The organism is Bradyrhizobium sp. CCBAU 51753 (assembly GCF_015291565.1).
GTDB classification, from domain to species: domain Bacteria; phylum Pseudomonadota; class Alphaproteobacteria; order Rhizobiales; family Xanthobacteraceae; genus Bradyrhizobium; species Bradyrhizobium ivorense.
This window is the reverse complement of record NZ_CP030037.1, coordinates 7734058-7754620: the sequence shown is the minus strand read 5'-3', so window position 1 is coordinate 7754620 and position 20563 is coordinate 7734058. Positions and strand designations below refer to the sequence as shown.

The 20563-nt window shown below is 67.3% G+C and carries 17 protein-coding genes; all 17 read right to left on the bottom strand.

Annotation, left to right across the window (positions count from 1 at the left end; genetic code table 11):
• Positions 1 to 9: 9 nt before the first annotated feature.
• Positions 10 to 1032 (bottom strand): xanthine dehydrogenase family protein molybdopterin-binding subunit, encoded by a 1023-nt coding sequence (locus XH93_RS35445; protein ID WP_194471029.1) that lies wholly within the window; start codon positions 1030 to 1032, stop codon positions 10 to 12.
• 2 nt (positions 1033 to 1034) lie between these two features.
• Entirely contained in the window at positions 1035 to 2618 is a 1584-nt protein-coding gene (locus XH93_RS35440; protein ID WP_194471028.1) for a xanthine dehydrogenase family protein molybdopterin-binding subunit, read from the bottom strand.
• 12 nt (positions 2619 to 2630) lie between these two features.
• Positions 2631 to 3110, bottom strand: a complete 480-nt coding sequence (locus XH93_RS35435) for a (2Fe-2S)-binding protein (protein WP_194471027.1) — start codon at positions 3108 to 3110, stop codon at positions 2631 to 2633.
• Positions 3111 to 3116: 6 nt separating this feature from the next.
• Positions 3117 to 3932: a xanthine dehydrogenase family protein subunit M gene (locus XH93_RS35430; protein ID WP_194471026.1), complete on the bottom strand. Its 816-nt coding sequence runs from the start codon at positions 3930 to 3932 to the stop codon at positions 3117 to 3119.
• A 15-nt stretch (positions 3933 to 3947) separates the two neighbouring features.
• Complete coding sequence (locus XH93_RS35425; RefSeq protein ID WP_194471025.1) at positions 3948 to 4391, bottom strand: SRPBCC family protein; 444 nt, start codon at positions 4389 to 4391, stop codon at positions 3948 to 3950.
• A gap of 231 nt (positions 4392 to 4622) precedes the next feature.
• Positions 4623 to 5060: an SRPBCC family protein gene (locus XH93_RS35420; protein ID WP_194471024.1), complete on the bottom strand. Its 438-nt coding sequence runs from the start codon at positions 5058 to 5060 to the stop codon at positions 4623 to 4625.
• A gap of 9 nt (positions 5061 to 5069) precedes the next feature.
• Entirely contained in the window at positions 5070 to 7961 is a 2892-nt protein-coding gene (locus XH93_RS35415; protein WP_194471023.1) for a flotillin family protein, read from the bottom strand.
• A gap of 24 nt (positions 7962 to 7985) precedes the next feature.
• Positions 7986 to 8819 (bottom strand): phosphoenolpyruvate hydrolase family protein, encoded by an 834-nt coding sequence (locus tag XH93_RS35410; protein WP_194471022.1) that lies wholly within the window; start codon positions 8817 to 8819, stop codon positions 7986 to 7988.
• A 3-nt stretch (positions 8820 to 8822) separates the two neighbouring features.
• Positions 8823 to 11036, bottom strand: coding sequence for an ABC transporter permease (locus XH93_RS35405; protein ID WP_194471021.1), 2214 nt, complete (start codon positions 11034 to 11036; stop codon positions 8823 to 8825).
• Positions 11029 to 11811, bottom strand: a complete 783-nt coding sequence (locus tag XH93_RS35400) for an ABC transporter ATP-binding protein (RefSeq protein WP_194471020.1) — start codon at positions 11809 to 11811, stop codon at positions 11029 to 11031. The genes XH93_RS35405 and XH93_RS35400 overlap by 8 nt, the downstream gene beginning before the upstream one ends.
• Positions 11804 to 12886: a branched-chain amino acid ABC transporter permease gene (locus XH93_RS35395; RefSeq protein WP_194471019.1), complete on the bottom strand. Its 1083-nt coding sequence runs from the start codon at positions 12884 to 12886 to the stop codon at positions 11804 to 11806. The genes XH93_RS35400 and XH93_RS35395 overlap by 8 nt, the downstream gene beginning before the upstream one ends.
• Before the next feature lies 1 nt (position 12887).
• Positions 12888 to 13898, bottom strand: coding sequence for a branched-chain amino acid ABC transporter permease (locus XH93_RS35390; protein ID WP_194471018.1), 1011 nt, complete (start codon positions 13896 to 13898; stop codon positions 12888 to 12890).
• A gap of 133 nt (positions 13899 to 14031) precedes the next feature.
• Entirely contained in the window at positions 14032 to 14850 is an 819-nt protein-coding gene (locus XH93_RS35385) for an AraC family transcriptional regulator (RefSeq protein ID WP_139859472.1), read from the bottom strand.
• 150 nt (positions 14851 to 15000) lie between these two features.
• The gene (locus XH93_RS35380; protein ID WP_194471017.1) at positions 15001 to 16251 is read right to left on the bottom strand and encodes an ABC transporter substrate-binding protein; all 1251 of its coding nucleotides are present in this window, start codon (positions 16249 to 16251) and stop codon (positions 15001 to 15003) included.
• A gap of 935 nt (positions 16252 to 17186) precedes the next feature.
• Positions 17187 to 17906 (bottom strand): SDR family NAD(P)-dependent oxidoreductase, encoded by a 720-nt coding sequence (locus XH93_RS35375; RefSeq protein ID WP_194471016.1) that lies wholly within the window; start codon positions 17904 to 17906, stop codon positions 17187 to 17189.
• Between the two features lie 25 nt (positions 17907 to 17931).
• Positions 17932 to 19176, bottom strand: coding sequence for an acyl-CoA dehydrogenase family protein (locus XH93_RS35370; protein WP_194471015.1), 1245 nt, complete (start codon positions 19174 to 19176; stop codon positions 17932 to 17934).
• A 371-nt stretch (positions 19177 to 19547) separates the two neighbouring features.
• Positions 19548 to 20483 (bottom strand): helix-turn-helix domain-containing protein, encoded by a 936-nt coding sequence (locus XH93_RS35365; RefSeq protein WP_194471014.1) that lies wholly within the window; start codon positions 20481 to 20483, stop codon positions 19548 to 19550.
• Positions 20484 to 20563: the final 80 nt, after the last annotated feature.

Genomic DNA, 20563 nt, shown 5'->3' with positions numbered 1-20563 from the left:
GGCAAAACCTCAGCGCCGCGGCTGCGGCCGCGCGCCGCCCTGCGCCTTGATCGCGCGCAGCACTTTCTCCGGCGTGATCGGCAGATCGTCGATCCGCACCCCAACGGCGTTGAAGATCGCATTGGCGACCGCGGGCAGCACCGGATTGGCGCACATCTCGCCCGGCCCCTTGGCGCCGAACGGACCGTCGGGCGCCGGGCGTTCCAGCACGGCGATATCGTGCGGGCAGATGTCGCCCGGCCCCGGCATCAGGTATTCGACGAAGTCGCGCGGCCCGTGCACCGGCTCGGGATAGTACGGCTCCGGCGTCTCGTACAGCGCGTGGCTGACGCCCATCCAGGCGCCGCCGACCAGCTGCTGCTCGACCAGCCGCGGGTTGAGCGCGCGACCGAGCTCATAGGCGGAATCCATCCTGATCATCGCGACCTCGCCGGTTTCGTCATCGACCTCGACCTCGGCGACCAGGCAGGCATGCGCGTAGCACGTCGCCGGCGACATCTCGCCAGTCTCCGGATCGACGTCGGACAGCGGCACCAGAAAGATGCCGCGGCCCGAGATGGTCTTGCCCTGCTTGAACTGCGCGGCGATCGCGACGTCCTTGGTCGAGATCGAGCGGTGCGGCGCGCCCTTGACGTGGATGTTGCCGCGGCCGTCGGTCTCGAGGTCGGCGGCATTCACCTCAAGCTCCTCGGCGGCCGCCTCCATCATCACGCCGCGCGCCTCGCGCGCCGCCGCCATCACGGCGTTGCCGACGCGATGGGTGCCGCGCGAGGCGAACGAGCCCATGCAGTGCGGGCCGGTGTCGGAGTCGGCGGTGTCGACATAGACGTCCTCGACGGGAACGCCGAGCGTCTCCGCGCAGATCTGCCGCGTCACCGACTTCATGCCCTGGCCGAGATCGATCGAGGACAGCGCCACCGTGAACTTGCCGCTCGGATTGGAATGCACCAGCGCCTGGCTCGGATCGCCGCCGAGATTCATGCCGATGGGATAGTTGACCGACGCGATGCCGCGTCCGCGATGTCTCGTCATGGTCAGCGCCTCCTGGTGCCGAAGACGGAAGAAAACCGCGTGGCGCCATGCGACGGCGCCGATGGCCGCGGCGGCGAAGGCGGCGCCGGCGGAGTAGGTGGCGGCGGCTCGTGGGTCGCGGCGGGCGCGCGGTCATATGTCGTGCGCTGCTGCATCGGTGCGGCCGCCGGCGCAGGCGTCTCGCGCGGCGTCGGCGTCACCGCGGCGCGGATGCCGCCGCCATCCTTGCGCGACGACATGCGCTTGTACTCGTCGCGGATCGGCCATTTGGCCTTTTCGGCGGCGACCTGCACGCATTCGATCAGCGCCGTGTTCTTGGCCTCGCGCCGGTGCGCCTTCATGTCGCCGTCGCGATAGGCATTGAGGATCCGGAACTCCATCGGGTCCATGCCGACCAGATACGCGAGCTTGTCCATCTGGCATTCGATGGCAAAGTCCATCGCCGTGACCCCGAAGCCGCGCATCGCGGTCGCCGGCGTCCGGTTGGTGAACACGCAATAGACGTCGCCATGGACGTTCGGAATGGTGTAGGGGCCGGGCAGATGCGCGGCGCATTTCACCGCGGCATAGCTCGACAGCCGCGTATAGGCGCCACTGTCGAAATAGGCGCGCACCTTGCGGGCGACGATGCGGCCGTCGTGCATCACGCCATCCTTGATGTAGATGCGCTCGGCGCCGCGCGGCGGGCCGTATTGCATTTCCTCCTCGCGCCCGAACACGTAGCGCACCGGACGCCCGGTCAGCATCGCGCCGAGGATGCAGAGCGGCTCGGTCAGCGTGTCGACCTTGCCGCCGAACCCGCCGCCGACCGTGCCGCCGATGAAGTGGAAGGTGTTGGAGGGTACGTCGAGGATTTTTGCGCAGGTGTCGACCGAGAAGAACAGCGCCTGCGTCGAGGTGTAGACGATGTAGCGGCCGTTGGTGTCGGGCGCTGCGATCGAGCCGTTGGTCTCGGTCGGCGCGTGCTCGATCGGCGACATCTGGTAGCGCTGCTCCAGCACATGGTCGGCCGTGGCGAGCGCACGGTCGGCGTCGCCGAAACGCAGTTGCTGGTGGTCGTAGGTCTCATGATAGGTGAAGGTGTTTTTCGGATAGACCTCGTTGACCACGGGCGCGCCTGGCTTCAGCGCGTCCTCGACGTCGAACACCGTCGGCAGCGGCTCATAGTCGATCTTCACCTTCGCGATGGCCTCATAGGCCTGGCGCGGGCTGTCGGCGACGATCGCAACGACCGGCTCACCCTTGTAGCGCACCTTGTCGACCGCCAGCGACGGCTCGTCGTCCTTGCCGAAATTGATCAGGCTGAGCAGCGTGTTCAGGTTGCGCGGTACGTCGGCGGCGCGGATCACCCGCCGCACGCCCTGGGACCGCTCCGCCTCGGACGTATCGATGCGGCGTAGCCGCGCATGCGCATGGGCGCTGCGGACCACCTTCAGATGCAGCATGCCCTGCAGCTTGTGGTCGTCGAAGTAGGGCGAGGTGCCGGTGACATGGCCGAGCATGTCCTGGCGCTGCGTGCCCTTGCCGATTTCCTTCAGGTTGTCGTCGCGCTCGTCGGCGAACAGGTCCTTGCGCAGTTCCAGCATGATATTGTTTCCTTACGCGCGGGCGCGGCCGCCGGATGCGGCAGCCAGCACGGCGTTGATGATCGGCTCGTAGCCGGTGCAGCGGCAGATGTTTCCGGAGATCGCCTCGACCACCTCGGCACGGCTCGGTTGCGGATTGCGGTCAAGCAGCGCCTTTGCGGCCATCAGCATGCCCGGCGTGCAATAACCGCACTGCGCGGCGAAATTATCGGCAAAGGCGCGCTGCAGCGGGTGCAGATTGGGGCCGTCCTTGATGCCGTCGAGCGTCTCGACCGAGCGGCCGGCAACCGTCTCGGCCAAGGTCAGGCAGGAGAGATGAAGCTCGCCGTCGATCAGCACGCTGCAGGTGCCGCAGCCGCCCTGGCCGCAGCCGAATTTCGGCGTCATGTCGCCGATCAGCTCGCGCAGCGCCACCAGGAGGTTGGTGCCGCCGTCGACGAAGATCGCGACATCGCGGCCGTTGTGCTGGAACTGAAGTGCGGTCGTGGCCATGACGAACTATTCCTGACCGGAGAGCAGACGGCGGAGATGCACGCCGACGATCTCGCGGCGATACCAGGCGCTGCCGAGCGCATTGTCGCTCGGAGCAGTTCCTTCGACAGCTGCCGCGGCGGCGGCGTTGATGGTGGAGGCGTCGAGCGATCGTCCTTCCAGCGCGCGTTCGGCGGCGCGGGCGCGGATCGGCGTCGGCGCCATCGAGCCGAGCGCGACGCGGGCACCGACGATGCGGCCGCCGTTCATGGGCAGGTGCGCGGCCAGCGTGATCACCGCGCCGCCCTTCGGCTTGATGCGTGCGATCTTGCGGTAGTGGAAGGCATCGGCGCTGCCAGGTTTGGCAAAGGAGATCGCCAGCACCAGCGTGCCGGCCTGCCTGTCGCGCGACTGCAGGAATTCGTCGAGCGCGATCTCGCGGCCGCCAAGGCCGCCCTGCACCGACACCACGGCATCGAGCGCGAGCATCGCCACCGTGAAGTCGCCGTAGGGCACCGGCGCGAACAGATTGCCGCCGACGGTGCCCATGTTGCGCACCGCCGGTCCGCCGATCGAGCGGGCAGGGGCGTGCAGGAAGGTAAGATCGCGCTCGGCGAGGATGCGCGCGAAGGTGACGCCGGCACCGAGCGTGATGCGCGAACCGGTCGCGTCGATCCGCGTCATGGCCTGGTCGCTGGCGCGCACGATGGTCGAGATCGAAATGTCGCCCTCGTTCAGGGCCCGCATCACCAGCGTGCCGCCGCCGAGATAGCGGGCGCTGCGGTCCGACAGCGCCGCCGCTGCGTCATGGGAGCTGGTGAAGGTCTTGACCGTGACTGGCATGATGTCGTTCCCCGCTTACGCGGCCTCCTTCAGATGCCGGCGGATCGCCTCGAAGCCGGCCTGGTAGATGTCTTCGGCAACCATGTGCGTGATGCGGTCCCGGTCCTCGGGCCGGGTCGTGAAGCGCGATTCCCAGTGCCAGAAGGTGCGGTCGCCATCGGTGACCGGCAGCAGCCGGACATGCGCCACGTAGTTGAACATCGGCACCGGCGTATCGAGCAGGCAGTAGCTGAAGGACTGTTCGAGGTCGGACAGCGCCAGCAATTGCTCGCGCAGCTCGGAGCCGTCCTTCAGCTTGAACCGCCTGACGCAGCCGATCTTGTCGGACGGTTGCGCGCGCTCGATCGCGCTGGTCGCGACCGCCGGATGCCAGCGGTCGTGGCCGTTAAAATCGCGCAGCACCGCCCACGCCGCATCGGTCGGCGCATCCAGGATCGTGCTCTTGACGATATGCGGCACGGCTACACCTCGAAGAGTTTGTTTCGAACTAGCGGATCGGCACGCTTCACCTCTCCCCGCTTGCGGGGAGAGGTCGGAATTTGCGCAACGCGCAAATTCCGGGTGAGGGGGACTCTCCACGAGTCGAACTGCGACCGTCCCCGCGGAGACTCCCCCTCACCCCGACCCTCTCCCCGCAGGCGGGGCGAGGGGGTACAACGTGCATCGTTCGTGGCAGGTGCGATCACGCTTTCATCCTCCGAACGCCCGCTTCAGCGCGTCGAAACCGCCCTGGAACACGCCGCCGCCGATGTTGTTGACGAGCTCGCTCTCGCGCTCCGGCGCGCAGTCGAACTCGGCGGTCCATTCCAGAAACGTCTGGTCACCGTCGGTGACCGGCGTCAGCCGCAACGTGGCGACATAGTTCTCGACGCCCATCGGCGATTCCAGGATCGAGTAGGTGCAGAACATGTCGTAGTCGGACAGCCCCAGCAGCTTCTCGCGGATGCGGTCGCCGTTGCGCAGCCGGAAGTCGCGCACACAACCGATCTTGTCCGAGGGCTCGCCGCCCTCGATGCGGCTCTCGGCGATCGCGGGATGCCAGTTCGGCAGGCCGTTGAAGTCGCGCACCCGGGCCCAGACCCGGTCGTTGCGGGCGTTGACGACGGTGGAGACGTAGACTCGTGCCATGGCGTCAGCTCAGTCCTTCTTGCGCGGCGCGCGCTCCGGGCGCGGCTCGCCGCCGCCCTCCGGCGCCGCCGGCTTGGCCTCGCCGCCGCTCTTCCGCGCCGAGTCCTTGATGCCCTGCATGTCGCGCGCCTCGCGGATCAGGCCGGGCATTTTTGCCAGGCTCCCGCCCTCGACGCCGATGTCGGAGAGGATCGAATCGATCAGCGGCGCCTGCACCCGGTAGCGCAGCGCCGAGTCGATCACCTCGTCGGTGGCGCTGCGGCCACCGCCCGCCCCATGGCCGTTGCCGTTGAGGCCGTCGACCTGGAGGATGCGGATGCCCTCGATCTTCTCCATCGGCTTGACGCTCTCGCGCACGATGCCCTCGATGCGGTCGAGCAGCTTGCGGCGGAACAGCGAGTAGCGCGCCTGGTCGGTCAGCACGTTCTCGGCTTCGTTGAGCAGCCGCTGCGCCTCGGCCTCGACCGCGGAGCGGACGCGCTCGGCCTCGGCCGCGATCCTTGTCTCCTCGGCCTGCTTCTCGGCAAGCAGCACCTCGACGGTTTTGCGACGCTTTGCGATCTCGCTCTCGCGCGCGGTGACGACGCGCTCGGCCGCCTCGGTGGCGCGCATCCGCGCTTCCTCGGCCGCGGCGCGCGCCGCCGACTCCTCCAGCGACTTCTGATGGATCGCGATCGCCTTCTCCATCAGCGTGGTCTCGACGTCCTTTTCGCGGTTGACTTCGAGCTTGCGCAGCTCGCGCTCGCGGCCGATCCGTGCCTCGTCGAGGCCGCGGTCGGAGGCGATGCGGGCGCGCTCGACCTCCTCGCGCGCGGCGATCTCGGCTTCCTGCAGCGACTGGTTGCGTGCGACTTCGAGCTGCTCAATGGCGCGGCGCCGCCCGATCCGGGCCGCTTCCAGCGCCTGCTCGCGGGTGACATCTGATGTCTCGACCTCCTTGCGGGCCACGATCTCGGCCTGCCGGACCTGCCGGTCGGCGTCGATCCGCTCCGAGCGCTTGGCGGCGAGCGCGATCACGCGCTCCTCGTCGGCGAGCTCGATCGCCTTCTTCTGATCGATGTTGAGCACCTCGCGGGTCCGCGAGGAGGCGATCCGCTCGCTTTCCAGTGCCAGCTCGACATCGATGCGCTGCCGCTCGATGGCGTCGCGCCGCTTCAGCTCGGCGGCCTCGATCGCCTCGGTGCGTGCGATCTCGAGCCCGCGGGTCTCGCGCTCGGCCCGGATGCGATGCGCGGCGACCGATTTCTCCTGCGAGATGCGCGCCGCCTCGATCGCCTCGCGCGATGCGATATCGGCTTCCTCGATGGCGCGGGTGCGGGCGATCTCGAGCGCGCGAACGTGCTCCTCCTGCGCAATCCGCGACGCTTCGGTGGCTTCGCGGGCGCTGATGCCGGCGATCTCGATCGCCTGGTTGCGCTCGATCTCGAGCTTTCGCGTGGTGTGGTCGGCGGCGATGCGCTCGGCGGCCAGTGTCTTCTCGCGGGCAATGCGGGCGGCTTCGACCGCCTTCTGCGCCTCGATCTCGGCTTCCTGGATGATGCGCACCTGCTGGATCTCCAGCGCGCGGGTGCGCTCGTCGGAGGAGATGCGCTCGACATTGACCATCATGGTCTGGGCGATGCGCGCCTTCTCGGTGGCCTCGCGCGCGGCGATCTCGGCCTCGTCGACCGCGCGGGTGCGCTCGATCTCGCGCCGCCGGGTCTCTTCCTCGTTGGCAATGCGGGCGTCGGTGACGACGCGGTCCTGCTGGATGCGGGCCTTCTCGATCGCCTCGCGCGCCGCGATCTCGGCCTCCTCGACCGTGCGCATCCGCTCGATCTCGCGCTGGCGCACTTCACGTTCGGAGGCGATACGCGTGGTGTCGACCGAACGCTGGTTGGCGATCCGCGCCTTCTCGATCTCCTCGCGGGCCAGCAGCTCGCGCTCTTCCACGGCGCGGGTGCGCTCGATTTCCCGGTGCCGCGTTTCGCGCTCGGAGGCGATCCGCGCCTCAGTGATCGCCTGCTCGTTGGCGATGCGGGCCTTCTCGATCGCTTCGCGCGCGGCGATCTGGGCTTGCTCGGCCTCGGTCTCGCGCAGTGCGCGTTCGCGGGTCACTTCGGTCCGCTGCAGCGCGCGGCGCATCTCGATGTCGCGCTCCTGCTCGAGGCGGGCGGTCTCGCTCTCGCGCTCGATCTCCAGCGCCTGCCGCTCAGCTTCGAGGTTGCGGGAGCGGATCTTGATCATCGAGTCCTGCTCGATGTCGTTGCGCAGCTTGCGCTTGGCCTCGATGTCCTCCATCAGGCGGGTGAGGCCTTCGGCATCGAAGCGGTTCGAGGGGTTGAAGAACTCCAGGTCGGTCTGGTCAAGGTCGGTGATCGCGACCGACTCCAGCTCGAGGCCGTTCTGCGCCAGCGCCTCCGCCGCATTGGCCTTGACGCGGGCGACATAGTCGCCGCGCTGCTCGTGCATCTGCTCCATGGTCATTTCGGAGGCGACCGAGCGGATCGCGGAGATGAACTTGCCGGAGAGCAGGGTGTGGAGCTGCTCGGGCTCCATGGTGCGGCGGCCGAGCGTGGCGGCGGCGATCGAGACGGCCTCGCGGGTCGGCTGGACGCGGACGTAGAAGTCGGCCTCGATGTCGACGCGCATGCGGTCGCGGGTGATCACGGCGTCCTGCCGGGAGCGCACGATCCCCATAGGCAGCACGTTCATGTTGACCGGCGTGGTGTCGTGGATGAACGGCAGCACGAAGGCGCCGCCGTTGATCACCACACGCTCGCCGAGGAAGCCGGTGCGGACGAAGGAGACTTCCTTCGACGAGCGGTGGTACAGCCAGTTCACGACATAGACGATGATGACGATCGCGACGATCGCGACGATGAGCCAGAGGATCAATTCACCGACCAGCATCCCCGACATCTCTTCCTCCCTTGGTCACGGCGCCTATCGCGCGCCGATCGCCTTGAACTTGCGAACCTGATCCGTCAGTGCCCGCTCCACCGGCAGCCGCTCCATCGAGGAGGCGCCGTAGAAGCCGTGGCAGTTGCGGGTTTGTTTCATGATGAAATCGGCATCCGCCGGGTCCGCGATCGGACCGCCATGCGCGAGCACGATGACGTCGGAGTTGACGCTGAGCGCGGCGTCCGCCCAGGCCTCGATGCGGGCAGGGCAGTCGGCAAGTTTTGGCGCGGTCTGCGCGCCGATGGTGCCGCCGGTGGTCAGGCCCATATGGCAGACGATGATGTCGGCGCCGGCGATCGCCATCGCGGCGGCCTCCTGCTCGCTGAACACGTAGGGCGTGGTCAGCATGTCCTTGTCATGCGCCTTGGCGATCATGTCGATCTCGAGCGCGTAGGACATGCCGGTCTCTTCGAGATTGGCGCGGAAGATGCCGTCGATCAGGCCGACGGTCGGAAAGTTCTGCACGCCAGCGAAGCCCAGCGCCTTGAGCTGGTCGAGGAACACGTCCATGTCGCGGAACGGATCGGTGCCGTTGACGCCGGCGAGCACCGGCGTCTTCGTCACCACCGGCAACACCTCGCCGGCCATTTCCACGACGATCGCATTGGCGTCGCCATACGGCATCAGCCCGGCGAGCGAACCGCGGCCCGCCATGCGGTAGCGGCCGGAATTATAGATCACGATCAGGTCGACGCCGCCGGCCTCCTCGCATTTCGCCGATAGCCCGGTGCCGGCGCCGCCGCCGACGATCGGCTCGCCGCGCGCGATCATGTCGTGAAATTTCTTCAGCAGCGCCGCGCGTTCAAACCTCGGCATGGGTCACCTCGCCACTCTCCGCCGCCCACCGCCGCGGCCGAGCAAAGGACGGAACGCGCTGACGATGGCGGCGGTGAATTCGGGATCGTTGATGTTGCGCTTGACGCGGATGATCTGGCGGTTGCTGGTCTGGCGCACGGTGCGCTCCAGCGCGCCGAACAGCGCAGCGTCGGCCTCAGGGTCCCAGAACGGCTGGCCCGGCGCATCGAGCGCGGAGACGCCGCCCTCGGGCAGGAAGAAGCGTACCACGCCGTCCATCTGGTTCAGCTTCTCGCCGATCCAGCAGCCGATGCGCTCGTTCTCTTCCGGCGTCGTCCGCATCAAGGTGACCTGCGGATTATGCGCGTGGAATTTGCGCTGCCGGTAGCGCTCGGGAATGGTGTCGGGCGCGCCGAAATTGACCATGTCCAGCGCGCCGACCGAGCCAACATAGGGCACGCGGCTGCGGATGATGGCGCCGAAGCGATCCTCGGTTGCCGGGAACACGCCGCCCATCAGGAGGTCGCAGACCTCTGTCGTGGTGAGGTCGATGACGCCGGCGAGCTGGCCGGACTCGACCAGCTTCTCCATCGAGCGACCGCCGACGCCGGTGGCGTGGAACACCAGGCATTCGAAATCCTCGCGCAAATCGGCGGCGATCTTCTGCACCGCCGGCGTGGTGACGCCGAACATCGTGATGCCGATGGCGGGAAGCGTGGCGCCCGTGTCGCGCTGCCTGTTGGCTTGCTCGTCGAGCCGTGCCTTGACCATGCCGACCAGCGCATTGGCGCCGTTGCCAAGCACGGCACGGGAGATCGAGTTGAGGCCCTGCACGTCGGTCACTGAATACATCATCGTGATATCGGCCGGGCCGACATAGGGGCCGACGTCGCCGGAGGCGACCGAGGAAATGATGAGTTTTGGCACGCCGACCGGCAGCGCGCGCATGCCGGGCGCGACCAGCGATGCGCCGCCCGAGCCGCCGGCCGAGATAATGCCGGCGACGTTGCCCTGGCGACGCAGCCATCGCTCGAACGCCTCAGCCATCGCCGTCACCGAGGCGCCGCGATCGGTGCCGAACACACCTGATCCGCCGCGGCCGTGGTTCAGCGCGATCTCCTGCGCAGTGACGTCACAGCTCGCCGCCTTGCCGCTGGTTGAGACGTCGACCAGCCGCGCGCGCAGGCCGCTGTTCACGATGATGTCGCGGATGAAGCGCAGCTCGGCGCCCTTGGTGTCGAGCGTGCCGACCACCAGCACGACCGGCGGCCCCGACGTCTTCGACAGTGCCGGTTCGCGCCGCGCCCGGGTCGCCTCTTCGAGCCGCGTCACGCCCGCCGACTGCGTCCGCGCGGCGGCCTCGATGCGGGCGATCGGCACCGGCTGCGACCACCGCGTCGGCAGCACCGGATTGGAGACGAAGATGCGGACCGGTCCCTTGCGTTCCGGCTGCGGGGCACTTGGCGCATCGGTCTTCGCCGGGGCTGCTGCCTCGGCGTCGGTCTCGTCCATGCCATGCGTGCCGACGCCGAGCAGCCGCTGCTGCAATTCCCGATCGGCGGCGAGGCGGGCCGAGTCGATGATGCGGTTGATGCGGCCATTGACCATGATCGCGACGTTGCGCGACACCGCCGTCGCCACGCCGATGTTCTGCTCGATCACCAGTACCGAGATGTCGCCCTCGTCGCCGAGCCGCAGCAGCATCTCCTCGACCTGGGCGACGATCACGGGCGCGAGGCCCTCGGTCGGCTCGTCCATGATCAGGAGCTGCGGATTGGTCAGCAGCGCGCGGGAGATCGCGAGCATCTGCTGCTCGCCGCCGGAGAGCTGGTTGCCGCCATTGCTCTTGCGTTCGGCCAGTCGCGGAAACGTGTCGTAGATGCGCTCCGTGGTCCACGGGCCGCGCCGCAGGCCGCCGGCCAGCGCGAGGTGCTCGTCGACGGTCAGCGAGCGCCAGAGACGCCGGCCCTGCGGCACGTAGCCGACGCCGAGCCGCGCGATCCGCGCCGGACTTTGTCCTGCGACTTCCTCGCCGCGAATCCGGATCGATCCTGCGCTGGCGCGCACCAGCCCCATGATCGCCTTGCACAGCGTGGTCTTGCCCATGCCGTTGCGGCCGACCACCGAGAACACGCCGGTATCGAGCGTGAGGTCGACGCCCTGCAACGCATGCGAATGGCCATAATAGACGTCGAGGCCCTTCACCTCGAGCGCGGGCGCGGCGCGGCGGTCACTCATGGCCGCCTCCGAGGTAGAGCTCCTGCACCTCGGGATCGGACTCGATCTCGCGCGGCAGGCCTTCCTTGAAGATGCGGCCGTTGTGCATCATCGTCACGCTCTCGACGACGCGCAGCGCGACGTCCATGTCGTGCTCGATGATGATGTAGCCGATATGCGCGGGCAGCGAGGTCAAGATCTCGATCAGCTCGCGGCGCTCGGTCGGCGATAGTCCCGCCGCCGGCTCGTCGAACAGGATGAAGCGCGGCGCACCGGCCAGCGCCAACGCGATCTCGAGCTGGCGCTGCTGGCCATGGGCGAGCTCGGCGACGCGCTGGTCCTTGACGGCGGACAGATGCACCGCCTGCACCAGCGTCTCGGTGGCATGCATCAGCGCGTCGTTCTGGCTCGGGCGCAGGAACGAGAACCGGCCGCGCGAGACGCCGCGGCAGGCGAGGTAGACGTTGTCCTGCACCGTGAGGCCGGGGAACAGCGCCGAGATCTGATAGGTGCGGCGCAGCCCGCGCCGGATCCGCTCATAGGGCGGGAACTGGGTGATGTCCTCGCCGAAGAAGCGGATGGTGCCGGAGGAGGGCGGGAAGTCGCCGGTGATGCAGTTGAACAGCGTGGTCTTGCCGGCGCCGTTGGAGCCGAGCACCGCGCGCCGCTCGCCGGGCCGCACCGTGATGGTGACGTCGGTCAGCGCTGCCAGCGCGCCGAACAGCCGCGTCACGCCGCGCAGCTCCAGCGCCGCGCCGGCGCCGACCGCGGACAGGCGATGCGCGACGCTATCCATGGCGGCCTCCCGCACGTGAAGCGGAGGATGCATTGCGGCGCCGCCAGCGCTCCCACAGGCCGATCACGCCGTCGGACGACCAGAACACGATGGCGAGGAAGCCGAGCCCGATCAGCAAGCGGAAGCGGTTGCCGTCCAGCCCGAACTTGATCAGCACGTCGAGCGCGAAGGTGCGCAGCAGCACGAAGATGAGCGCGCCGATGAACGGGCCGATCGGCCGGGTGATGCCGCCGACCACGGCGATGATCAGGACGTCGATGCAGGCACCGACGCTGACCGAGCCGGGCGAGATCTGCCGGTAGTTCCAGACCTGCAGCACGCCGCCGAGCCCGGCGATGAAGGCGGCGAAGGCGTAGGCGGCGATGCGGTGCGCATTGGGGTTGAAGCCGAGCGCCGCCATGCGGCGGGAATTGTCGCGCACGCCCTGCAGCGCGAGGCCGAACGGCGCGCGCGAGACGTACTGGACCGCGAAGTAGCAGATCGCGGCGACGCCGAGCGTCACGTAGTAGAAGGCGATGTCGGCGCGCCAGTCGACGCCCCAGAAATGCGGCGTCGCCACCGTGTTGATGCCGGTGTGGCCGTTGAAGATCGCCCAGTTCTGGTTGGTGAAATAGTAGAAGGCGGCGCCGATCGCCAGCGTGATCATGATGGTGTAGATGCCCTCGGTGCGCACCGCGAGCGCGCCGCCGAGCGTGCCGAACAGGGTTGCCAGCGCCAGCGCCATCGGGGTCGCGAGCCACCACGGCCAACCGAGGCTGATATTGGCGTTGCCGCTGACACCGAACACCGCGACCATGTAGCCGGCAAAGCCCGCGATGGTCAGCTGCATCAGGCTGACCATGCCGCCATAGCCGGCCAGGAACATCAGGCTGAGCGCGATCACGCCGAGGATCAGCGTGGTGGCGAAGATCTCGATCAGGAAGAAGCCGCTCGCGATCAGCGGCATAATTATGAGGATCACCGCGACGATCCAGGCGGCCGGATTCTGGAAGTCCGGCCAGGCGCGGATGAAGGCGCGGCGCGCCGTGGTGGCTGACGGGTCGGGGCGGAACTGGGTGCTCTGCAGCAGCGACATCTCATCGCCTCGCGAGCAGGCCCTGCGGCCGCAGCGTCAGCACCAGCACCATGATCAGGAAGGTGACGACGATGGCGTAGGTCGGGATGTAGACTGAGCCGAGCTGCTCGGCGAGGCCGATGATGACGGCGCCGAGCGCCGCCCCCGGGATCGAGCCCATGCCGCCGACGATCACGACGACGAGGGAGGCCAGCAGGAAGCGGGTGTCCTCGCCCGGCGACAGCGACTGGAAGGTGCCGCCGACCACCCCGGCGATGCCGGCCAATCCAGCTCCGAGCGCGAACACCAGCACGAACACCAGCTGGATCCGCACCCCGGTGGCGGCCAGGATGTCGCGGTCGTCGACGCCGGCGCGCACGATCATGCCGATCCGCGTGCGGTTCAGCGCCAGCCACATCGCGATGCCGATCACGACGGAGGCCGCGAAGATCACCAGCCGCACCAGCGGGTATTGCAGATAGACCGGCTCGCCCGAGGATTTGATCGCGGTGAGCAGCGGCAGCTGGACCGGGCCGATCAGCCAGCGCGGGGTCTGGATCTGGTAGAAGTCGCCGCCGAACACCCAGAGCATCAGATCGGCGAACACGATCGAGAGGCCGATGGTCACCATGGTCTGGCGCAAATCCTGGCCCTCCATGCGGCGGAACACGGCGAGCTGCAGGATCACGCCGACCAGCGCCACCACGATGAAGGCGACGATGAAGCTCAAGATCCAGGAGCCGGTCCAGGTGCTGATGGCGTAGCCGATATAGCCGCCGAACAGATAGAGCGAGCCGTGGGCGAGGTTGACGTTGCGCATCAACCCGAAGATCAGCGTGAAGCCGCTGGCCACCAGGAAATACAGCCCGCCGAGCGTGATGCCGTTCAGCACCGCGTTGAGGAACACGCGCTTGCGGCCGATCGCGGCTTCCAGCCCCGGCGGCCAGATCGAAAACACCAGCCACAGCAGCACCGCGACCGCGATGATGGCGATCAGCGCCCAGGCCGGATGGCGTTCGATGAAGGAGGCCATCTCCGTCGCGTTCCCTCAGGTAGCCGCGACCGTCTGCCGGGTCGCGTGCCGGCCATCCTATCGGGGGCGAGGCAGGCGGATTTGATCGAGAGTATCTTTTATCGATTCTCCTGTGGCTTATCCGGAACTCGCCTCACGGCCGCAGCACCTTGGCGGCGCGGCGATAGTCGGTCGGGGCCATGCCGACATTGGCGCAGAAGAAGCGGGTAAAGCCGCTCTGCGAGGAGAAGCCGAGATCGAAGCCGATGTCGGCGATCGGCGCTTCCGTTGCCACCAGCGCGTCCAGCGCCTGTTCCATGATCAGCGTGTTCATGTAGAGGTGCGGGGTGACGCCGGTCTGGGTGCGGAACAGCCGGTAGAAATGCGGCCGCGACAGCCCGGCCTCGCGCGCGATCGCGTCGAGCTCGATCTCGGCGCCGGGGCTTTCCGACATCAGCTTGATCGACTTGCGGACGCGGAAATCGGTGACCGCGGCCGTGGTGCGTGCCTCCTGCGCCGCCCGCCAGCTCTCCTCGTAGCAGGAATCGATCAGCTGCCTCAGCTCGCTGTCGAGGCTGCGCAGCGACGGCGCGCCGCACACCAAAGCTGCGGTGCGGCGGATGTGCTTGTCGAGCGCCTCGGTGCGGGGAAAGAAGGTGCGGCCGAACCGCATGCTCTGCGCATTCGCCGCATCGGGCGCGAACCACTCGGCGTTGACATAGAGCACGAAGAAGATCGCGCCGTGATCCATGTCGGTCGGCAGGAAATTGTGCGGTTCCCACGGGTTGACCGCGACCACGGTGTCGTCCTTGAGCAGCAGGCGCTGCTCGGAGACGTCGATCTGCGCCGGCGTGCCGCCGACATGAAAGATCAGATGCCCTTCGCGGTGCGCATGCACGTTGAAGGGACGGTTCAACTGATAGACCGTCGCGCGACCGAAGCGGCCGTGGAAGACGGCAAGCGCCCTGCTCATGCCTCCCCTCCCGCGGGATGTTCTTGTCTTTTCAACAAGCGTTCAACATCCGCCGGAGGAAAGCAAGGGCGAGCAGGCCGTTTGCTGCAACCGCGCTTCTCTGTCACGGCCGGCCTGCTCGCACTTGCAAAAAAACTTGCAAAAAATACGTCAGTACTTCTTGCACTCCGGCACCGTGCGGCTCGGCAGCCCGATCTTGGCGAACACCGCCGGATCGTAGCCGAGGGTCTGGTTGACGTTCGGGATCACCTTGACGACCTTGGAGAACAGCGCGCCCTTGCCGTCGTCGACCACCTCGGTGACGAAGTTGGTTCCGATCGCCTGGCGGTTGGAGTCGAGCTTGATCTTGCCGTTCGGCGCGTCGATCTCGATCTTGGCCAGCGCCTCCTTCAGCTTGGCTTGGTTGTTGGAGAGGTCGCCATTGACCTGGCGCAGCGCCTGGATCAGCGCCATCGTCGAACCGTAATAGTTGGTCGCGAGCAGCGACGGGCTCGGGAAGCGTTTGTTCTCCGGGAAGGAGTCCTGGTAGGCCTTGACGAATTTCTGCCAGCCCGGGTCCTCCCAGGTGTCGGCCTGGCCGCTCGCCGCGATGGTGCCGATCAGTGCGTTCTTGGCGCTGCCCTTCGACGACAGGATCGTCTGGTCGATCATGATCGAGCCGCCCATCAGATGGGCCTTGCCGCCGGCCTGCTGATACTGGTTGAGGAAGTTGACGGCGTCGGCGCCGCCGAGCCCGAGATAGATCGCGTCGACATCGTCGGGCAGCGCGGCGATGACCGAAGCAAAATCCTTGGTGCCGAGCGGCACCCATTGCCGGTTGGTGACCTGGCCGCCGGCGCCGCAGAATTCCAGCACCAGGCCGAACACCTGGGTGTAGATGAAGGAATAGTCCTCGCCGACGGTTGCGATCTTGCGATAGCCCTTGGTGTCATAGGCGTATTTGCCAAGGCCGACCTGCCACTGCGCGCCGTCCATGTTGTAGCGGAAGAAATTCGGCGCCGGATCGACGTAGGTCGTCTCCTGCGCGCCCGAGGCGGCGTTGACGAAGGTCAGATCGGGTTTGGTCTTGGCGAAGTTCTTCACCGCGATGCCTTCGTCGCCGGACAGCGGCGACAGCAGGATCTGCACCTTGTCCTGCTCGATCAGCTTGCGCACCGCGCGCACCGCGGAGTCCGGCGTCGCGTCGGTCGAGGCAATGACGAATTCGAGTTCCTTGTCGCCGACCTTCTTGCCGAGCACATTGAGCGCGGTCTGGAAGCCGCGGATGCCGTCCTCGCCGAGCACGGTGTAGGTGCCCTCGAGCGTCGCGGTGACGCCGACCTTGATCTTTTCCTGCGCGAATGCCGTTCCCGAAAGCAACAGGCTGCCCAGCGCAATCAGTCCCACACTGCCTTTCAACATCGCTCCCTCCATGGTGTTGTCGCCGGTGCGCCTTGTGTGCGGACGTCCGGTTGTTGCACGCAAGGCTAGCCGAAGGCGGGCACGGCGCGGATGTCGTCGCCGCGTTGTGGTTTGACGGGCAGTCTCATTTTGATTGTTGCGCCGCAACGAGGTCAGCGGCGCAATGTCGCGGCGGGTGGGGGGACTGGTCATTCCGGCACGGTGCGCCACTATCAGTCCCGTCATCCTGAGGTGCGAGCTCTTGCGAGCCTCGAAGGATCGACGGCCACCAGCCGGGCCGATTCATCCTTCGAGGCTCGCAAGAGCTCGCGCCTCAGGATGACGGTATCGATCTGATTCAACTGTCAAACAACTACTCGATGTCATCACCCGCGAAGGCGGGTGATCCAGTATTCCAGAGACGCCAGCGATAGAACGGAGAAGCCGCGGCGTACTGGATCGCCCGGTCGAGGCCGGGCGATGACAGCTGTGGGTGGGATACGGTTTCGCATTCTCGCGGCGCGTTTCGCCCGAGCTTTGCATCCTCGTTCCGCCCTCTCTTGAACTGAGGGCGCAGGGAAAGCCGGGTGCCGATCGCACCCATGGGCCCGGTGCAACAAAAAGCACCGGGGTAGGACCACAGGTGAAACCGGATACTCCGGCTTTCCCTGCGCGATGGGTTACGGCTTATACGTGCTCGCCCCGGCGAGACTGGGCTTGGTTGTCGTCATCAGCAAGAGAACTACCTCTCACTGAGAGACACCTGCCACTAGGGCGTCAGGCCTGCACGACTTCACCGTCCGCCTCGCGTGCTGTCGTCACTGACACGCGCAGCGTCCACCGCATCTCACACCGCGTCTGTGACGATGCGCAGCGCCCCTCGATCGGGTGAGACGGGCGCATTGAACATCTGACTTGGGGTCCGCGTCAAGAGAAAATTCGGAAAATACGAAGGACTACGGCATGTGGTGGCCGGCGGCCTGTCCGCCGTCGACGTGGAGGATTTCGCCGGTCACGAATCCTGCGCCGTCGAGGTAGAGCACCGCGTCGACGATGTCGGAGACATCGCCCATCCGGCCGACCGGGTGAAGGGCGGCCAGTGCCTGATGCGCCTCCACCGGATGCATCGGGGTCTTGATGATGCCCGCCGACACCGCGTTGACCCGGATGCCGCGCTTCGCATGTTCGATGGCGAGCGCGCGGGTGGCCGCGTTCAGGCCACCCTTGGTGAGCGAGGCGAGCGCGGACGGGACGCTGCTCATCGGCTGGTCGACGAGACTGGTCGTGATCGTGACGACGTGACCGTGGCCCTGCCTGCTCATCAGCTCCAGCGCCCGCTGGGTCATGTGGAAGAAGCCGGTCACGTTGGTCGAGATGTAGGCGGCGTAGTCCTCCTGCGAGTAGGCGGTGAAGGGCTTTGCCATGAACATGCCGGCGTTGTTGACCAGCGTGTCGACGCGGCCGAAGCGGTCCAGCGCTGCCTTGAACACCCGCTCCGCCGTTTCAGGGAGGCCGACGTCACCTTGCACCGTGACGATGTCCGCATCGTCGGCCGGCCTGATCGACCGCGACGTCGCCACGACCCGGCAGTTGCGATCCCTGAAGGCCTGCACGATGCCGGCGCCGATGCCCTGCGATGCGCCGGTGACGACGGCCACTTTCTGCTCTGTGCTCATGATTGCACCCTCCGGAATCTCACGCCTATGCCGCGCCGCTGGCCGCGAGCGGGCTGTAGTCGTCGCGCTTGAACATCGTGTGCAGCTGCCGCCGCCGGACGCCCATATTGCCGCCGTCGAAGATCGGCAGCGCCAGCGCGTCCTGGAGCAGGCGGCCGAACGGCGCCTCGTGATCGTAGCTGTCGATGCCGACCACGCGCATCAGATCGGTGATGACGCGCACCGCCGCCTCGGAGCCGAAGATCTTCGCCTGCACCGCGAGCTCCTCGGCCGCCGGAGATTGGGTGTCGAGCGCGTGGCAGGCCCGCCAGCTAAGGCTGCGCGCCGCCTCGATGGTGGTCTTGGCATCGGCCAGCGCGTAGCCGACCGCCTGATGCTCGATGATGGGGTGAACGCCGCCGCGCTTCTCGGTGCAGGCAAAATCGAGCGCGAACGCAAACGCCGCGCGCATCAGCGCGACGCCGAGGATGCCGACCAGCGCAGCAGTGCCTGTGAATGCCGCCGCGGTCAACGCCAGGCCGGAGCCCTCTTGTCCGAGCAGATTGCGCGCGGGGGTCGTGACATTGTGCAGGCCGAATTGCGGGACGAGGTGCGCGCGATGACCGATGGTGTCGATCGCGCGCTCGAACACGAGACCGCTCACCGGCCCTTCCACCGCAATGATCGAGATCGCGGCGTCGGGCGCCGCCGCCGGATCGGTTCGGCACACCACGGTCAGCACATCGGCGCCCGCGCGATTCCATCCCGTGGCCGAGGACACCCATTTCTTGCGGCCGTTGATCACCCAATTGTCGCCTTCGCGCCGCGCCGTGGTGCGGACGCCCTCGCCGGGCGGCGGCGAGCCGGCGTTGGCGCTGCCGCCGGGCTCGCTGGAGCAGAAGGCGGCGAGCGGCGCGCCGCTGGTCTTGAGGAACGGCGCCAGCAGCCGCTGGCATTGCTCCGGCGTGCCGCCGAGCAGCAGCGGCAGCAGTCCGAGCACGGAGCCGAGCATCGTCAGCGTGACGCTGGGGTTCACGCTGTAAAATTCCTCGGCCAGGATCGCCATATCGACCATGCCGGCATTGTCGCCGCCGGCCGGCGCCGGGATGCATTTGCGCAGATAACCGGCGGCCACCATCGCCTCATAGGTCGGCTTGGTGGCGAGAAAGCGCTGCTCCGGCGTCGCCAGCAGCTCGGCCGATCTGGCTTCGGCCAGCACGTCGGTGGCGAATTTGCGGGCAGTTGATTGCAGCTCGCGTTGCTGCGCCGTGAGCGTGAAATCGATCGCCATGCCAAATGCCTCCGGCGCGTGTCAGCCGTTCAGCTCATGACTATCGCGATCCGGTGAGAAAGTCTTGGACGGCAGCGCCAGATCTCTTGGCGCGGAGTGAACCTGAATAGTGGCCGCATCGGAACTGCGACACCCCTCCCGCTTGCGCGGAGGGCAATCGCATATGGGGATTGGAGTGATGTAGGCATTGGCGGTGGGCTCCCTCTCCCGCTTGCGGGGGAGGGCGGGGTGGGGGTGCCTCCGCACTGCGAATCCCACCGTGGACACACCCCCACCCGCCACGCATCTCGCGATGTGCGTCGGCCTCCCCGCAAGCGGGAGAGGCGAACCGAGTCTGCGGTGCGGCTGATTCAACCAAGAATCATCGCGTTTCAATGCGCGGCGGCGCGGCGGAACTCGCGCGGGGTGAGGCCGTTGCCGCGCTTGAACAGGCGGTTGAAATGCGAGATGTCGCGGAAGCCCGCGGCAAAGGCGATCTCGGCAATGGTCTTGTCCGCGGCGTTGCGATCGAGCAGCGCGCGCGTGCACAGCGCAATCCGCTGCTCGTTGACGTGTTCGCTCACGGAGCGGCCGGTGGCCGCAAACAGGCGGTGCACGTAGCGCTCGGAGCAGCGGAATTTTGCGGCCAGCACTGCTGCGCCGAGCCCGGGATCGCTGCTGTGACGCGCGATATGGTCGAGCATCATCGACAACAGCACCGGCGTATGCACGCGCTCGGCCGGCGCGTCGGCGAGGATGTCAGGGGCGTGCGCGATCAGCTCGGCGACGTGCGCGCCGGCCATCGCCGAGGTGTTTGCCAGTTGATGACCGCTGAGGGAGAGCTCGGCGTAGCTCGACAGCGTGCGGGACAGCGCGCGGCCGGTCGCGGTCGCGGACAGGCCGAGCCGCGGTCGGTCGAACAGCGCGTCCGGCAACAGCCGCCGCGGTACCGCAAAGCAGAAGAGCTTGAAGTCGTGGCGGTGGGCGATCTCGAACGGCTGCGTCGTGTCGGCGAGCGCCAGATCGCCGGGCGCGCTGATCTGCTCATGGCCGCGCTGCGTGGTGCGCCCGAGCCCTTCGAGCTGGAGGTTGACGAAGCAAAGATCATCCGTGCTCGACGCGATGTGGGAGGCGAGCCGCTGCACGGTATGCCCGCTGGCGGAGACCAGCGAGATCTGCAGCGGAGCCGCGTCAACCTTGCAGATCGTCCCCGCAAAGGGCTCCTCGGTGGTCCGGCGTGGCTCCAATCGGACGAAGGCGGCCGCGAGATCGTCAGCCCAACTGCCGAAGGGTTGATCCGGACGGGCCGGCCTGGTCGACCATTCCATGGGCACCTCGAATGAGTTGCGACTGCGAAGGCCCCAGCGCGCGAAAGATATAGGCGGTCAAACGGGCGGTCAAATTCACC

Bases quoted from the DNA above. Each gene is read 5' to 3' on its own strand.
- XH93_RS35445 (WP_194471029.1), bottom strand. From the start codon at position 1,032: ATGACGAGACATCGCGGACGCGGCATCGCGTCGGTCAACTATCCCATC.
- XH93_RS35440 (WP_194471028.1), bottom strand. From the start codon at position 2,618: ATGCTGGAACTGCGCAAGGACCTGTTCGCCGACGAGCGCGACGACAAC.
- XH93_RS35435 (WP_194471027.1), bottom strand. From the start codon at position 3,110: ATGGCCACGACCGCACTTCAGTTCCAGCACAACGGCCGCGATGTCGCG.
- XH93_RS35430 (WP_194471026.1), bottom strand. From the start codon at position 3,932: ATGCCAGTCACGGTCAAGACCTTCACCAGCTCCCATGACGCAGCGGCG.
- XH93_RS35420 (WP_194471024.1), bottom strand. From the start codon at position 5,060: ATGGCACGAGTCTACGTCTCCACCGTCGTCAACGCCCGCAACGACCGG.
- XH93_RS35415 (WP_194471023.1), bottom strand. From the start codon at position 7,961: ATGTCGGGGATGCTGGTCGGTGAATTGATCCTCTGGCTCATCGTCGCG.
- XH93_RS35410 (WP_194471022.1), bottom strand. From the start codon at position 8,819: ATGCCGAGGTTTGAACGCGCGGCGCTGCTGAAGAAATTTCACGACATG.
- XH93_RS35405 (WP_194471021.1), bottom strand. From the start codon at position 11,036: ATGAGTGACCGCCGCGCCGCGCCCGCGCTCGAGGTGAAGGGCCTCGAC.
- XH93_RS35400 (WP_194471020.1), bottom strand. From the start codon at position 11,811: ATGGATAGCGTCGCGCATCGCCTGTCCGCGGTCGGCGCCGGCGCGGCG.
- XH93_RS35395 (WP_194471019.1), bottom strand. From the start codon at position 12,886: ATGTCGCTGCTGCAGAGCACCCAGTTCCGCCCCGACCCGTCAGCCACC.
- XH93_RS35390 (WP_194471018.1), bottom strand. From the start codon at position 13,898: ATGGCCTCCTTCATCGAACGCCATCCGGCCTGGGCGCTGATCGCCATC.
- XH93_RS35385 (WP_139859472.1), bottom strand. From the start codon at position 14,850: ATGAGCAGGGCGCTTGCCGTCTTCCACGGCCGCTTCGGTCGCGCGACG.
- XH93_RS35380 (WP_194471017.1), bottom strand. From the start codon at position 16,251: ATGTTGAAAGGCAGTGTGGGACTGATTGCGCTGGGCAGCCTGTTGCTT.
- XH93_RS35375 (WP_194471016.1), bottom strand. From the start codon at position 17,906: ATGAGCACAGAGCAGAAAGTGGCCGTCGTCACCGGCGCATCGCAGGGC.
- XH93_RS35370 (WP_194471015.1), bottom strand. From the start codon at position 19,176: ATGGCGATCGATTTCACGCTCACGGCGCAGCAACGCGAGCTGCAATCA.
- XH93_RS35365 (WP_194471014.1), bottom strand. From the start codon at position 20,483: ATGGAATGGTCGACCAGGCCGGCCCGTCCGGATCAACCCTTCGGCAGT.